Origin of the sequence: Catenulispora pinisilvae (assembly GCF_015356865.1) — a bacterium.
GTDB lineage: Bacteria > Actinomycetota > Actinomycetes > Streptomycetales > Catenulisporaceae > Catenulispora > Catenulispora pinisilvae.
In genome coordinates, this window is sequence record NZ_JAAFZA010000024.1 from 32983 (window position 1) to 46315 (window position 13333).

Below are 13333 nucleotides of genomic sequence, written 5' to 3' on the forward strand. Positions count from 1 at the left end.
ATGCCCCGTCTCGCGCTCTTCGACCTGGACGACACCCTGATCTCCTCCAAGGACGCCTTCGTCGCCTGGGTCGAGGAGGTGGTCGCGACCCAAGACGCCGGGGGCGACGCGCGGTGGTTCGTCGACAACGAGCACATCTTCTGGACCGGGACGCCGGAGGACGCCTTCCGGGGTCTGGTCGAGCACTTCGGGCTGGCCGCCGAGCCGGCCGAGCTGCTGGCCGACTACCGGGAGCGGATGGTCGGGCTGCTGAAGCCCTATGACGGCGTTCTCGACGGCCTGGAAGCCCTGCGCGACGCGGGCTGGCGCATCGGCATCGTCACCAACGGGTTCGGCCACTTCCAGAACGCCAAGATCGACGCGGTGGGGCTGCGCGCCTACGTGGACGTGGTGTGCGTCTCGGACGTCGAGGGCAGCTGGAAGCCGGATTCGAAGATCTTCCAGCTGGCCTCCGAACGGGCCGGGGCGCCGCTGGAGGGCGGCTGGATGGTCGGCGACTCCCTGGTCTCGGACATCGCCGGCGGTAACGGCGTCGGCATGCACACCGCGTGGCTCCCGCACGGCCGGGTGCTGGCCCCCGACGACCCGCAGCCCGAGCACATCCTCAAGAACACCGCCGAGGCCTTCGAGCTGATCCTCAGCCGACCCTGAACGGTCTGCGGAGCGAGGCTGCGGAGCGCTAGGGCGGGGCGGGCGAATCCGGCTTGACCTTGACGTAACGGAAGCTTCTACCTTCGAGGAAGTGGCCGGACCGACCGGCCGCACAGCGATGGGAACCGCCATGAGCTGGTCGATCGCGCAGGTGGCGCGGATGTCCGGGGTGACTGCCCGAACTCTGCGTCACTACGACGACGTCGGGCTCCTCAAGCCCGACCACGTCGGTGCCAACGGCTACCGCTATTACGAGGAATCACAGCTGCTGCGTCTCCAGCAGATCCTCGTGTTGCGCGAGCTGGGACTCGGCCTGGCCGACATCGCCTCGGCGATCGACTCCGAGCCGGACACGCTGGTGGCGCTGCGCCGCCAGTACGCCCGGCTGCTCGTCGAACGCGACCGGTTGTCGCGAGTGGCCGAGACGGTGCGGCGGACCATCGCCGAGCTGGAAGGGAAGCCTCAGATGTCCGTGCACATCAACCGGCCGGAGAACCTTTTCGAGGGGTTCGACAACTCGCAGTACGACGACGAAGCGCGCGAGCGCTGGCCCGAGGACTTCGAGCGGGCCCAGGCCAAGCACGCGACCATGACCGAGGAGGACATCGAGCGCTGGCAGCGGGAGGCCACCGCGGCGGCGATCCGGATGGCGGAGTTCATGGCGGCCGGCACCCCGGTTGACGACCCGGTCGTGCTAGACGAGGTCGATGGGCACTACCGGGGGATCTGCATCTGGTGGACGCCCAATCGCACCGCCTACAAGTGCCTGGGCCAGATGTACGTCGACGACGAGCGGTTCAAGGCGAACTTCTTGAAGATCGCCGAAGGACTCGCCGAGTACCAGGCGGAGGCGATGGCCGCCTATGCGGACGCGCGCCTGTCCGACTAGTAGGAGAGCGCTAGTAGAGGACCTCTATAGCGAATCCCGATGAGCGTCCCCTCCGCGGTCAGCGCGGAAGGGACGCCGCCTCATTCTCGCCCGAGCATCAGTTCCGCGTCCTCCGACTCCTCGGCGGTGCACAGCTGGTCATAGAAGCGGTCCCTTCTCCGCAACAGCACCACCGCGACCAGCGCGGACACCAGGGACCCGAACAGCACCCCGGCCTTGGCCAGGTTCAGCAGGGCCAGGTTGTCGGTGAAGGCGAGTTCGGAGATCAGCAGCGAGACCGTGAACCCGACGCCGGTGAGGGCGGACACCGCCGCGATGTCCCGCCATCGCAGTTCGTCGGACAGCTCGGCGCGGGTGAAGCGCGCCGTCAGATACGCGCCGCCGAACACCCCGACCGACTTGCCGATGAACAAGCCCGCCGCGATCGCCAGCGGGATCCGGTCGCTGACCAGTTTGCCGAGCGTGTCGCCACCGATGTACACCCCGGCGGACATGATGGCGAAGACCGGGACGCAGAAGCCGGCGGAGAACGGCTGGAGCAGCCACTGCACCTTCTCGGCGGGTGACTGGGGCTCCTCGGCCTGCGGCGCGTCATCCTGCGCGCCGTCCGTGTAGGCGTCGTCGTGGACCCGGCCGCGCAGCATCAGGCCGATGGCCACGCCGGCCACCGTGGCGTGGATGCCGCTGGCGTGCACCGCGATCCAGATGGCCAGCCCCAACGGCACGTTGAGCCACAAGCTGGCGATCCGCATCCGCTGCACCACGTAGAAGGCGGCGATCAGGACCGCCGCGATCGCCAGCGCGACGACATCGATCTTGGCGGTGTACGCGATCGCGATGATGATGATCGCGCCGAGGTCGTCGACCACGGCCAGGGTCAGCAGGAAGGCCCGCAGCGCCGACGGCAGGTTCTGCCCGACCACGGCCAGCACCGCCAGCGCGAAGGCGATGTCGGTGGCGGTCGGCACGGCCCAGCCGTCCCCGGCGTCCGCGTGCCCGGCGCTGACCACGAGGTAGACCGCGATCGGCACCACCATGCCGCACAGCGCGGAGACGACGGGCAGTACCGCCGCGCGCGCGTTCGACAGCTCGCCGGCCTGCAACTCGTGCTTGAGCTCGATCCCGGCCACCAGGAAGAAGAACGCGAGCAGGAAGTCCGCGGACCAGCTCGCCAGCGACAGGTCGAGGTGCCACAGGTGCGGCCCGACGACGGTGTCCTTCACGGTGTCGTAGGAGTGGCGCCACGGGGAGTTGGCCCACAACAGACCGAGGATCGCGAAGACGATGAGCAGCGCGCCGCCGACGGTCTCGGTCCGCAGGACGGCCGCCACGTGTCTGCGCTCCATCCGCTTCAGGCGCGCGAAGGCGCGCAGCGGGGCGGAGGGGTGGTCCGGGGGCGTCATCAGGGCGTCCTCGTGGCTCGGCGGTCGGCGGCGGACGGGCGGTGATCTCTAGACCACTACCCATGCCGACCAGACTTCCCGGCGCACCTGAGCTGTTCAGGTTACCGGAGCATGAGGAACTAGTGTGCGACTATCCGGATCTTGAGAAGGCGCCAGAGCGGCGCGCGTCGTACAACGCGACCGCCGGACGCCCGAACCCTGAGGTCCGTGCGCCCGGCGGTCGGTGAAGCCGATCGGGCCCCGATCAGTCCTCGCTGGCGTGCGGCAGCTTCGCCTTGATCAGGTCCATGACCGCGGAGTCCGCCAGGGTCGTGGTGTCGCCGACCGCGCGGTCCTCGGCCACGTCCTTCAGCAGGCGCCGCATGATCTTGCCGGAGCGGGTCTTCGGCAGTTCGGCCACGATCTGGATCTGCTTGGGCTTGGCGATCGGGCCGATCTCCTTGGAGACGTGGGCCTTCAGTGCCGCGTCCAGCCCCGTGTCCTCCTGCTCGCCGGCGCGCAGGATGACGAAGGCGACGATGCGCTGGCCGGTGGTCTCGTCCTTGGCGCCGACCACCGCGGCCTCGGCGACCGCCGGGTAGGACACCAGTGCGGATTCCACCTCGGTGGTCGAGATGTTGTGGCCGGAGACCAGCATGATGTCGTCGACCCGGCCGAGCAGCCACAGGTCGCCGTCGTCGTCCTTCTTCGCGCCGTCGCCAGCGAAGTAGTAGCCCTGCTCGGCGAACCGGGCCCAGTAGGTGTCGACGAACCGCTGCTGGTCGCCCCAGATGCCGCGGGCCATGGACGGCCAGGGCTTGTCCAGGACCAGCAGGCCGCCGTGGCCGTTCTCGACGATGGTGCCGTCCTTGTCGACGACGTTCGCCGAGATGCCCGGCAGCGGCCGCATGGCCGAGCCCGGCTTGGCCTCGGTGACGCCGGGCAGCGGGGAGATCATGATGGCCCCGGTCTCGGTCTGCCACCAGGTGTCCACCACCGGGGTGCGGTCGCCGCCGATGTTCTTCCGGTACCAGATCCAGGCCTCGGGGTTGATCGGCTCGCCGACCGAGCCCAGCAGGCGCAGCGAGGAGAGGTCGAACTTGGCCGGGATGTCGTCGCCCCACTTGGCGAACATGCGGATCGCGGTGGGCGCGGTGTAGAGCAGGCTGACCTTGTACTTCTGGACGATCTCCCAGAACCGGCCCTGGTGCGGGGTGTCCGGCGTGCCCTCGTACATGACCTCGGTCGCGCCGTTGGAGAGCGGCCCGTAGACGATGTAGGAGTGGCCGGTGACCCAGCCGACGTCGGCGGTGCACCAGTAGACGTCGGTCTCCGGCTTCAGGTCGAATACCGCGTGGTGGGTGTACGAGGCCTGCGTCAGGTATCCGCCGGTGGTGTGCAGGATGCCCTTCGGCTTACCGGTGGTGCCGGACGTGTAGAGGATGAACAGCGGGTTCTCGCTGTCGAAGGCCTCCGGGGTGTGCTCGGTGCTCGCGGCGCCGACGGCGTCGTGCCACCAGACGTCCTTGGCGCCCCAGGCGACGTCCGCGCCGGTGCGCTTGACGACGAGCACATTCTCAATGGTCTCGGCGCCGGTCACGGCCTCGTCGGCGTTCGCCTTCAGGTTCACCGTGCCGCCGCGGCGGTGGTAGCCGTCGGCGGTGATCAGCAGCTTGGCCCCGGCGTCCTCGATGCGCGCGCGCAGCGCGTCGGGGGAGAAGGCGGCGAACACCACGGAGTGCACCGCGCCGATGCGCGCGCAGGCCAGCATCGCGACCGCGGTCTCCGGGATCATCGGCATGTAGATCGCGACCCGGTCGCCCTGCCGCACCCCGAGTTCGGTGAGTGCGTTGGCGGCCTTGGAGACCTCGTCCTTGAGCTCGGCGTAGGTGATGGCGCGGGAGTCGCCCGGCTCGCCTTCGAAGTGGATCGCCACCCGGTCGCCGTTGCCGGCCTCGACGTGCCGGTCCACGCAGTTGTAGGCGATGTTCAGCTTCCCGCCGACGAACCACTTGGCGACCGGCTTGCCCGACCAGTCCAACACCTCGCTCCACTCGGTGTCCCAGGACAGGCGCGAGGCCTGCTTCGCCCAGAACGCCTCGCGGTCGGCCTCGGCCTCGGCGTACGCGTCGGCCTTCACGTTCGCGTCGGCGGCGAAGGCCGCGGCCGGCGCGAACCGGCGGTCCTCACGTAGCAGATTGGAAAGGGCCTCGTTCGACACCGTCTCTCCTCGTTCGATCCTTTATGGCAGCGGTCACACTGTATCCAGGCAGTAGCACACCAAGGGAGGGCCGGGATTACAAGGGCTTCGACCTCATTGGTATAGACCTTTTACCTGAACACACCAGTACGCCGCCCACCAGGACCCGATTCGGTGGACGGCGTGCTCAGGGTGCCGCGCGGTGATTGTTTTGGTGGATTCAGATCCTTTTTAGTGGATACGGATCAACGCCCGATGGACGGGCGGTCACCGCCTCAGCGCGGCCAGGTCGGCAGCACCTGCTTTCCGTGGGTCTCGTTGGCCACGCCCGCGCAGGACCCGTAGAAGGCCGCCAGCGCGGTCACCAGGCCCAACCAGCCGCCGACCTTGGTCAGGCCGTCGGGGTCGGTGCTGTTCTGGAACTGGCCCAGCGCCAGGAACAACCAGGTGACGGTCAGGCCGGCGGTGGTCAGCAGGGTCGTCCCGCTGGTCTTGAGGGCCGCCAGGGTGAGGTAGACCCCGATGATGGTCCAGCCGAGGAAGTACACGCCCATCGACTTGTAGTCGGCCGCGGTTCCGGTGTGCGCCCAGTAGGTGGTCAGCCAGAACGCGCCCAGGACGCCGAAGAGCGTCGCGCTGAACGTGTTGCCACGCCGGTACTCCCACATGGACATGAGGACGGAGACCAGGCCGCCGAAGACGACGGCGGTGGCCGCGGTGAGGCTGGTGATCCCGGCCTCCTTGATCAGGCCGGTGTTGTGGACGGACAGCAGCCCGAGCGACATGGCCAGGCCCGACAGACCCAGCGGCGCCGGATCGCCGAACCGGGCTCCAGTGGTGGTGGTCTCGGTCACGACTTCGTCTCCCCTTCGTCGGGTGTCGTCTGGGCGGATCTTCGTTGTCCCGCCCTGATGTCACCGTAGGTAGCCGTCCGTAAATCGGGACAGAGGGGATAAGGGGTCGATCTCCGGACGGTCCGCCCGAGGCGTTCAACGGGCGACTAACGGAAGCCCAGCGGTCGGGGTGGCGCGATCAGCGGTGGCTGAGCCGTTCGCGCACCTCACGGGTGTGGCGACGGGCCACGGGGATCGGCGTCCCGCCGACGATGACGGTCAGGTGGCCGCTCTCCCAGCGGGCCTCGGAGACGGCCTCGACGCGGACCAGGAAACGGCGGTGGGTGCGGGCGAAACCGGCGGCGGACCAGTGTTCTTCCAGGACCGCCAAGGGGATGCGGACGAGGTGGTTGCTTGTGGCCGTGTACAAGCGCACGTAGTCGCCCTGGGCTTCGGCGTAGGAGACGTCTTGGCGCGGGATGAAGCGGGTGACGCCGGCCAGCTCTACCGGGATGACGTCGTAGGGCCCCGATTCGGGGGCCCTACGGGGTGTGGATGCCGGGGCCATCCGGCGGATGGCCTCCGCGAGGCGTTCGGCGCGGACCGGCTTCAGGAGGTAGTCCGAGGCGTGCAGATCGAACGCCTCTATAGCGAACTCCTCATGGGCGGTCACGAAGATGATCTGCGGGGGTGTGGCGAACTGGTTGAGGAGCGCCGCTATCTCCAGACCGTCCAGCCCGGGCAGGCGGATGTCGAGGAACAGTGCGTCCACCAGTGAGTTCTTCAGGATCCGCAACGCTTCTTGTCCGTCGTTGGCGGTCCGCACCGAGGAGACGCGGGGGTCGAGGGACAGGAGGTAGGCGAGTTCGGCGACGGCCGGGGGCTCGTCGTCGACGACCAGTACCCGCAGGCCGGCCGGCGTCGCGATGGTCATGCGGTCTGCCGTCTCTCCTTCTTCGGGATCCGGATCACCACCGTGGTACCCGCTCCGGGCCGGGAGTCGATCGCCAAGCCGTAGAGGGTTCCGTAAACCGCCCGCAGGCGTTCGTGGACGTTGGACAGGCCGACCGAGGTGCGGGTGCCGGGCTCGGCCGGGGCGAGGGCTTCGCGCAGGACGTCCGGGGTGATCCCGACGCCGTCGTCCTCGACCGTGATCCGGTAGTCGTGCCGGGTCGGCTCGGCGGTGATGGTGACGTGGCCGGGGCCGGGCTTGCCTTCCAAACCGTGCCGTACCGCGTTCTCCACTATGGGCTGAACGCATAAGAAGGGAACCTCTACAGGCAGCACCTCAGGGGCGATCCGTAGGGTCACCTGGAGTCGCTCACCGAAGCGCGCACGCTCCAGGAGCAGGTAGCGGTCCACACAGCGCAGTTCCTCGGCGAGCGTCGTGAACTCACCGTGCGCGCGGAACGAGTAGCGGGTGAAGTCCGCGAACTCCAGGAGTAGCTCCCTGGCACGTTCCGGGTCAGTGCGTGTGAAGGACGCGATGGCGGTGAGCGAGTTGTAGACGAAGTGCGGTGAGATCTGGGCCCGCAACGCCCTGAGTTCGGTCTCCATCAGCCGGGTCCGCGACCGGTCGAGTTCCGCGAGTTCGATCTGTGTGGCGACCCAGTAGGCGACCTCGCTGACAGCGCGTACCAGGGCTACGGATGTGTTGGACGTATAGACGGACAGCGTCCCGATCGCCGTGCTGTCTCCGTCTTCACGGATCCCCCCGATGCGGCTCGGCGGGATGATCGGGGCGACGACCGCGTGCCGGATCCCGCAGGAGTCGCTGCCGCAGTGCACTTCCTCTGGGCCGAGTACACGGATGTCCCCGGACAGGAGGGCGCCTGTAGAGAGCTCGTAGGAGTACTGAGAATGCCGGTGCTGCCCGGCACCGTCCCAGGTGAGGGTCCGCTCGGTGTCGTTGAAGGCCAGGGCCGCGGTGCCGAGCAGCGGCCGCAGGTGTCGGGCGGCGCGGCGGGTGGAGTCCGGCGTCAGGCCGGCGCGGAGCGGGGGTCCGGCGAGGGCGACGGCGTGCATGGCGGCGTATGCGGCGCGCTCGGCCGAGGTGCCCGCCAAGCGGTGCCGTTGGATCGCGCGAGACACCGCGACCGCCGGGGCGACCAAGGCGGCCACGATGCCGACGGTGGCGTTGTTGGATGCCACGAGTCCCAGTCTGATGCGGGCAGGGTACGAAGTCGAGGGTATCCGGGTCTTGACATCGCTGGCCGGGACCGGGATCGGTCGCGTACGCCGAACGGTCGTGCTATTTTCGTCCTATGAGCAAGGGTGAAGAGACCCGCAAGCAGGTGCTGGAGGCGGCGGTCGAGGTCGCGGCGTCCAGCGGGCTGGCCTCGCTCACCATCGGCTCGCTCGCCGAACGGACCGGGATGTCCAAGAGCGGCCTGTTCGCGCACTTCAAGTCCAAGGAGACGCTTCAGGTACAGGTCCTGGAGTTCGCCGGCGAGGCGTTCATCCAGGACGTCGTCCGGCCGGCGGTGTCCGCCCCGCGTGGCGAGAAGCGCGTCCTGACACTGTTCGAGAGCTGGCTGGCGACGGCCCGTGACGGCACCGCGGAGTGCCTGTTCGTCTCGGCCGCCTGGGAGTACGACGACCAGCCGGGGGCGGTGCGGGACCGCCTGGTCCGCATGCACCTGGACTTCCGAGACTCGGTGGCGCAGATGTTCCGGACCGGGATCGCCGAGGGCTTCTTCGCCGCCGACGCCGATCCGGAGCAGTTCGCCCACGACCTGCACGGGATCATGCTCATCTACTTCCAGGCGCACCGGCTGCTCGGCGACGCCAGGGCCGAGGAGCGGGCGCGCCGCGCGTTCTCCAGACTGATCGAATCCAACCGCTAGAGGGGGTCCTCATATGGCCACGTCTTCGTCGTCGCGTAAAAAAAGCACGATCGTTCGTGCTAAAAAGGCACTCGCGTTCGGCGCCTTGCGTACCACGTTCCAGGTGTTGGAAGTCGTCGCCCCGGGGCTCGGCGCGCGCTGGGCCGAGCGGATCTGGCTCACGGTGCCGAGACGGCCCTGGCTACCGAAGACCCCGGTCGCGGTGTCGGCCGGGGAGCCGTTCACCGTGGCGGTGCGGAGCAGCACAGTGCGCGGCACCGTATGGGGAACAGAGGGCCCGGTCGTCTATCTGGTGCACGGATGGGGTGGCGTAGCCCGACAACTCGATGCCTTTGTGGAGCCCTTGCTGGCCGCCGGCTACCGGGTCGTGTCGTTCGACGCGCCGGGCCATGGGACGTCGACGGAGAGCCTTGCCGGTCCCGGACGCTCCACCCTCCCGGAGTTCTCAGAGAGCTTGTCCGCCGTCATGGACCGCTTCGGGGAAGCGCAAGCAGTAATAGCGCACTCCTTCGGTGCCGCGGCGGTGGTCCTGGCGGTCCTCGACGGTCTGCCAGTGGGGAGGTTGGCTGCCGTGGCGCCGATGAGCGACCCGATCGGGTTCTCTTATGAGTTCGCGAAGATGCTGGGCTTTAAGGAACGGATACGTACGCGGTTCCTCAGGCTTCTGGAGAACCGCGTGGGAACGCCTATGGACAGGTTCGACATCCCGCTGCGGATGCGTTCCGAGGACCTGAGCGGACTGCCGCCGCTGTTGATCGTCCACGACCTCGGCGACCGCGAGGTCGCGGTGGCGCACGGCGACCGGCTGGCGGCCCTGTGGCCCGGGGCTGAGTTCGACCCGTGGACCAGCCTCGGCCACTTCCGGATCCTGACGGACCCCGACGTGGTGCGGAAGGTGACGGCGTTCAGCTCTGTGCCGCGAACGCTTCCGGTCCCATGATGAAGTCCGGGTCGACCTGCGCGCCGAGGTCCACGCCGGTCGCACGGTCGCCCCAGGCCTGAGCGTTCTTCAGATGGAAGTGGATCGCCTGCCGGGTGAACTTGGCCCAGTCCTGCGGGACCGCGTCCACTTCCAGCTGGAGCCGGGCCAGGGCGGTCCGGTTGGCCGGCTCCAGGGTGTCGAAGCCCTTGTCCCGGCCCTGTTCCTGGGCCCGGACGTAGTTTGAGGCACCGAGGCAGGCGACGAGGTCGGCGCCGGTGTGCTCGCGCAGGTAGGCCAGGTCCTCCGGGCCGGTCACCTTGTTGCCGACCACGCGGATCGTGACGTCGTACTCCTTGGCGTACTCGCGGTACTGCTGGTAGACGGACACCGACTTGCGGGTCGGCTCCACCACCAGGCAGGTCAGGTCGAAGCGGGTGAACAGGCCGGAGGCGAAGGCGTCCGCGCCGGCCGTCATGTCCATCACCAGGTACTCGTCGGGGCCGTCGACCAGGTGGTTCAGATAGAGCTCGGCCGCGCCGATCTTGGAGTGGTAGCAGGAGACGCCGAGGTCCTTCTCCTCGAAGCCGCCGGTCACCATCAGCCGGACGTTCTCCAGATCGCCGGCCAGCCGCGTCGCGCACAGGCTGTGGACGGCGTTCTCCTCCTCCAGCCGCAGCAGGCGCGATCCGCGTCCCGGCGGGGTGGTCTTCACCATGGACTCCGGGCCGGAGATCCGCGGGTTGTCGCCGCGCAGGTAGTCCTTGATCCCGCTGAGGTGGGTGGACATCGGGGTGAGCGCGGCGGCCTGATCCTCCGAAAGGCCCAGCGCCACCCCGAGGTGCTGGTTGATGTCGGCGTCCACGGCGACCACCGGGCGCCCGCCGGCGGCCAGGTGCCGGACCAGGAGGGCCGAGACCGTGGTCTTGCCGCTGCCGCCTTTGCCGACCAGGGCGATGCGCATGCCGGGACCTCCTCGCACGGGACATGGGAGCAAGCGGCGGGCCTCCCGGAGGAGGTCCGCGCCTGATGACAACCGTTTTCAATAAAACGGGTACGCGCCGAGTCTCGACGGCGCCGGTGCCGGCCGTCAACCATGAGTCCTCCGATCGGGTGGCGCCCGCGCTACCGGCCGGTAGGTAGAGTCCCGGGCATGGACACCAGCTCCCCGATCCAGCGCCTGGCCGCCGCGGCCAACGCCGCCGAGGCCGCGGACACCGCCCGCGAGGCCGTGGACCGCGTGCGCCGCCACAAGGTCCTGCGCAGCCAGTCGGCCCGGGTCACGGCCGAATCCCAGCTGCGCGGCGCCCGGGCGTCGGCCGCCCTCGGCTCGCTGAGCGAGACCGGCACCGACTGGCCGCTGGAGGAGGTCCGCCGCCGCACCGACCTCGGCGACGAGGACGGCTCCGGCCGCCTGCGCGGCGCCCTGCGGATCTCCGGCGAGCTCGGCAGCCTGGCCCCGGTGTGGAAGCGCTCCCCGATTCAGGCTCTGTCCCGCATGCACCTGCTGGCCGCCGCCGGCCATGTCGACCCGGACCGCGTCGGGCGCCCGAGCGGCGCCGAAGCGGCGGCCACCTTGAGCACCCTCGCGAACGAACTCCGCGACCCGGCCGCCGCCGAGGTGCCGGCCGTGGTCGTCGCGGCGGCGGTCCACGCCGAACTGCTGGTGGCCGAGCCCTTCGGCTGGGGCGACGGCCTCCTGGCCCGCGCCGCGTCCCGGCTGGTCCTCGCCGACCGCGGCCTGGACCCGCAGTCGCTGGCCGTGGTCGAGGCCGGCCACGTGGACCTCGGCGTGGACGCCTACCTGGACGCCGCCCGCGGCTACGCGACCGGCACCGACGAAGGCCTCGCCGCCTGGCTCGCGCACTACGCCGAGGCGGTCGCCCTCGGTGCCCGCGAGTCGCTCGCGGTGTGCGAGGCGATCATGCGGGGCTGAGGCGCCGCCGCTCCCCCTCAGCTCCGCGCCAGCGTCGCCCCGCCGTTCACATCCAGCACCACACCCGTCGTGAACCCGTTCCCAGCCAGGAACAACACCGCATCGGCGATGTCCTGCGGCTGCCCGACGCGCCCGACCGGGGTCGCGGCGGCGGTCTGCGCCATGAACCCGTCGCGCTGCCCGCCCAGCGGGTGCCACCACGCGGTGTCGATGACGCCGGGGGAGACCGAGTTCACGCGGACCGGCGCCAGCTCCGAGGCCAGCGGGCGGACCGCGGCGTCCAGCGCGCCGTTGGCCGCCGCCAGGGCGGTGGTGCCGGGGAAGGCGGCGCGGGAGCTGCCGGCGCCGATGAAGGTCACCGAGGCGTCCGCGGCGAGGTGCGGCAGGGCCGCCTTCAGGACCCTGAGTTGGGCGAAGACCTTGCCGTCGAAGCCCTCGTAAAGTGCCTCGTCGGTGAGCTCGGCCAGGGTGCCCATCCCCACCATGCCGCCGCTGACCGCGAGCACCAGGTGGTCGATCTCCTTGTCGGCGGCCGCGAACAGCGCGTCCACGTCCTCCTGGCGGCGCGCGTCGGACTGGAAGACGCGGACCGGGTGGCCGATGCGTTCGGCGGCCGCGTCCAGACGCTCCTTGGTTCGGCCGGTGATCAGCACGTCGGCGCCGGCGGCCGCGAACGCGCCGGCGATCGCCTCGCCGATGCCGTGGCTGGCCCCGATGACGTACACGGTCTTGCCGGTGAACTTCCCCTGGGTGGACATACCCGTCCCCTCCGTCGGATGACTCTTTGTCGAAACGATCCGTCTCGACAATTATTACCGAGACGACGCGTCTAGACAACTCCGCTAGGCTGCCGGTCATGGAGCGACCGCACACCGGAAGGCGCCGCAACGAGGCGGCCCGCGAAGCGATCATCGACGCCGCGATCGCGCTGCTTCAGCAGGTCGGCTACGAGGGCTTCACGATCGAGCGGCTGGCCCGCGACGCGGAGGTCGGCAAGCAGACGATCTACCGCTGGTGGCCGTCGAAGGCCGCGGTGATCGCCGAGGCGGTCGGGACGCGGGCCCGGCACACCATCCCGCTGCCCGACACCGGTGCGCTGGGCGCCGACCTGCGGCAGTTCTTCGAGACCACGTTCGAGCAGTCCGAGGACCCGGACGTGATGAGCGAGCTGAAGAGCATGATGGCCGCCTCCATCGAGAACCCCGAGGCGGCCCGGCCCTTCTACGACTTCCTGGCCGGGCGGCGCGCCACCTTGCGGCTCCTGTTCGAACGCGGGGCCGACCGCGCCGAGGTCTCCCCCGAGGCCGATCTGGATTTCCTCACCGACCTGGCTTACGGCCTGCTCTGGTATCGCGGATTGATCGGACATCGGCCGCTTGATGACGAGGCGGCGCGCAAACTCGCCGGCGCACTGGTCGCCGCCGCCGCGAATCCGCAGTAACTGCCGCGAATGCCCGGTAGTCATCAGGAAACAATGGCGATCAGGAAATGGTCAGCGGTGCCGCTGCGCAGCGGCACCGCTGTTATAAAAGACACCGAGAACGAGTTAACAAGCGTCAGTTCTCCGTAGTCGCCTTCCAGGTCCTCGCTGTATCTCTGCCGTCTGCCTGGCTGGCTGGCCCCTTAAGGGGTCGGTCTTTGCGTGGGTTCCCGAATCGGTGTCGAGGTCGGGCGGCC

General features: G+C 69.3%; 13 protein-coding genes. 6 read left to right on the top strand and 7 right to left on the bottom strand.

Annotation, left to right across the window (positions count from 1 at the left end; translation table 11 throughout):
• Together IZR01_RS09390 and IZR01_RS09395 are read left to right on the top strand one after the other, a co-directional pair.
• Complete coding sequence (locus tag IZR01_RS09390) at window positions 1–651, top strand: HAD family hydrolase (RefSeq protein ID WP_194892660.1); 651 nt, start codon at window positions 1–3, stop codon at window positions 649–651.
• 130 nt (window positions 652–781) lie between these two features.
• The gene (locus IZR01_RS09395; protein ID WP_194923620.1) at window positions 782–1540 is read left to right on the top strand and encodes a MerR family transcriptional regulator; all 759 of its coding nucleotides are present in this window, start codon (window positions 782–784) and stop codon (window positions 1538–1540) included.
• Between the two features lie 80 nt (window positions 1541–1620).
• Here the strand turns inward: IZR01_RS09395 and nhaA are convergent, their stop codons facing one another.
• The 5 genes from nhaA to IZR01_RS09420 form a co-directional block, all read right to left on the bottom strand.
• Window positions 1621–2943 carry a Na+/H+ antiporter NhaA gene (nhaA, locus tag IZR01_RS09400; protein WP_194923621.1) on the bottom strand — a complete coding sequence of 441 codons (1323 nt, stop codon included), beginning with the start codon at window positions 2941–2943 and terminating at the stop codon, window positions 1621–1623.
• A gap of 244 nt (window positions 2944–3187) precedes the next feature.
• Window positions 3188–5143, bottom strand: coding sequence for an acetate--CoA ligase (gene acs, locus IZR01_RS09405; protein ID WP_194923622.1), 1956 nt, complete (start codon window positions 5141–5143; stop codon window positions 3188–3190).
• A gap of 254 nt (window positions 5144–5397) precedes the next feature.
• A complete protein-coding gene (locus IZR01_RS09410) occupies window positions 5398–5976 on the bottom strand; it encodes an acetate uptake transporter (protein WP_194892664.1) in 579 nt (192 codons plus the stop codon).
• 178 nt (window positions 5977–6154) lie between these two features.
• The gene (locus tag IZR01_RS09415; protein WP_194892665.1) at window positions 6155–6889 is read right to left on the bottom strand and encodes a LytR/AlgR family response regulator transcription factor; all 735 of its coding nucleotides are present in this window, start codon (window positions 6887–6889) and stop codon (window positions 6155–6157) included.
• Entirely contained in the window at window positions 6886–8106 is a 1221-nt protein-coding gene (locus IZR01_RS09420; protein ID WP_194892666.1) for a sensor histidine kinase, read from the bottom strand. The genes IZR01_RS09415 and IZR01_RS09420 overlap by 4 nt, the downstream gene beginning before the upstream one ends.
• Before the next feature lie 113 nt (window positions 8107–8219).
• Here IZR01_RS09420 and IZR01_RS09425 point away from each other — a divergent pair, with 113 nt between their 5' ends.
• Entirely contained in the window at window positions 8220–8801 is a 582-nt protein-coding gene (locus IZR01_RS09425; RefSeq protein ID WP_194892667.1) for a TetR/AcrR family transcriptional regulator, read from the top strand.
• 85 nt (window positions 8802–8886) lie between these two features.
• A complete protein-coding gene (locus IZR01_RS09430) occupies window positions 8887–9741 on the top strand; it encodes an alpha/beta fold hydrolase (RefSeq protein ID WP_194892668.1) in 855 nt (284 codons plus the stop codon).
• Here IZR01_RS09430 and IZR01_RS09435 read toward each other — a convergent pair.
• Complete coding sequence (locus IZR01_RS09435; protein ID WP_194892669.1) at window positions 9707–10684, bottom strand: ATP-binding protein; 978 nt, start codon at window positions 10682–10684, stop codon at window positions 9707–9709. The two genes, IZR01_RS09430 and IZR01_RS09435, sit on opposite strands and share 35 nt — an antisense overlap.
• Before the next feature lie 189 nt (window positions 10685–10873).
• Between IZR01_RS09435 and IZR01_RS09440 the strand changes: the two genes are divergently transcribed.
• A complete protein-coding gene (locus IZR01_RS09440; protein ID WP_194892670.1) occupies window positions 10874–11656 on the top strand; it encodes a Fic family protein in 783 nt (260 codons plus the stop codon).
• A 17-nt stretch (window positions 11657–11673) separates the two neighbouring features.
• Here the strand turns inward: IZR01_RS09440 and IZR01_RS09445 are convergent, their stop codons facing one another.
• Window positions 11674–12414, bottom strand: coding sequence for an SDR family oxidoreductase (locus IZR01_RS09445; protein WP_194923623.1), 741 nt, complete (start codon window positions 12412–12414; stop codon window positions 11674–11676).
• A 98-nt stretch (window positions 12415–12512) separates the two neighbouring features.
• On the opposite strand from IZR01_RS09445, the gene IZR01_RS09450 reads away from it, so the two are divergent.
• On the top strand, window positions 12513–13097 hold the full coding sequence (locus IZR01_RS09450) for a TetR/AcrR family transcriptional regulator (protein WP_194923624.1): 585 nt from the start codon (window positions 12513–12515) through the stop codon (window positions 13095–13097).
• The last annotated feature ends 236 nt before the right edge of the window (window positions 13098–13333 follow it).

Bases quoted from the DNA above. Each gene is read 5' to 3' on its own strand.
- IZR01_RS09415 (WP_194892665.1), bottom strand. From the start codon at position 6,889: ATGACCATCGCGACGCCGGCCGGCCTGCGGGTACTGGTCGTCGACGAC.
- IZR01_RS09450 (WP_194923624.1), top strand. From the start codon at position 12,513: ATGGAGCGACCGCACACCGGAAGGCGCCGCAACGAGGCGGCCCGCGAA.
- IZR01_RS09445 (WP_194923623.1), bottom strand. From the start codon at position 12,414: ATGTCCACCCAGGGGAAGTTCACCGGCAAGACCGTGTACGTCATCGGG.
- IZR01_RS09425 (WP_194892667.1), top strand. From the start codon at position 8,220: ATGAGCAAGGGTGAAGAGACCCGCAAGCAGGTGCTGGAGGCGGCGGTC.
- IZR01_RS09435 (WP_194892669.1), bottom strand. From the start codon at position 10,684: ATGCGCATCGCCCTGGTCGGCAAAGGCGGCAGCGGCAAGACCACGGTC.
- IZR01_RS09390 (WP_194892660.1), top strand. From the start codon at position 1: ATGCCCCGTCTCGCGCTCTTCGACCTGGACGACACCCTGATCTCCTCC.
- IZR01_RS09395 (WP_194923620.1), top strand. From the start codon at position 782: ATGAGCTGGTCGATCGCGCAGGTGGCGCGGATGTCCGGGGTGACTGCC.
- nhaA (WP_194923621.1), bottom strand. From the start codon at position 2,943: ATGACGCCCCCGGACCACCCCTCCGCCCCGCTGCGCGCCTTCGCGCGC.
- IZR01_RS09440 (WP_194892670.1), top strand. From the start codon at position 10,874: ATGGACACCAGCTCCCCGATCCAGCGCCTGGCCGCCGCGGCCAACGCC.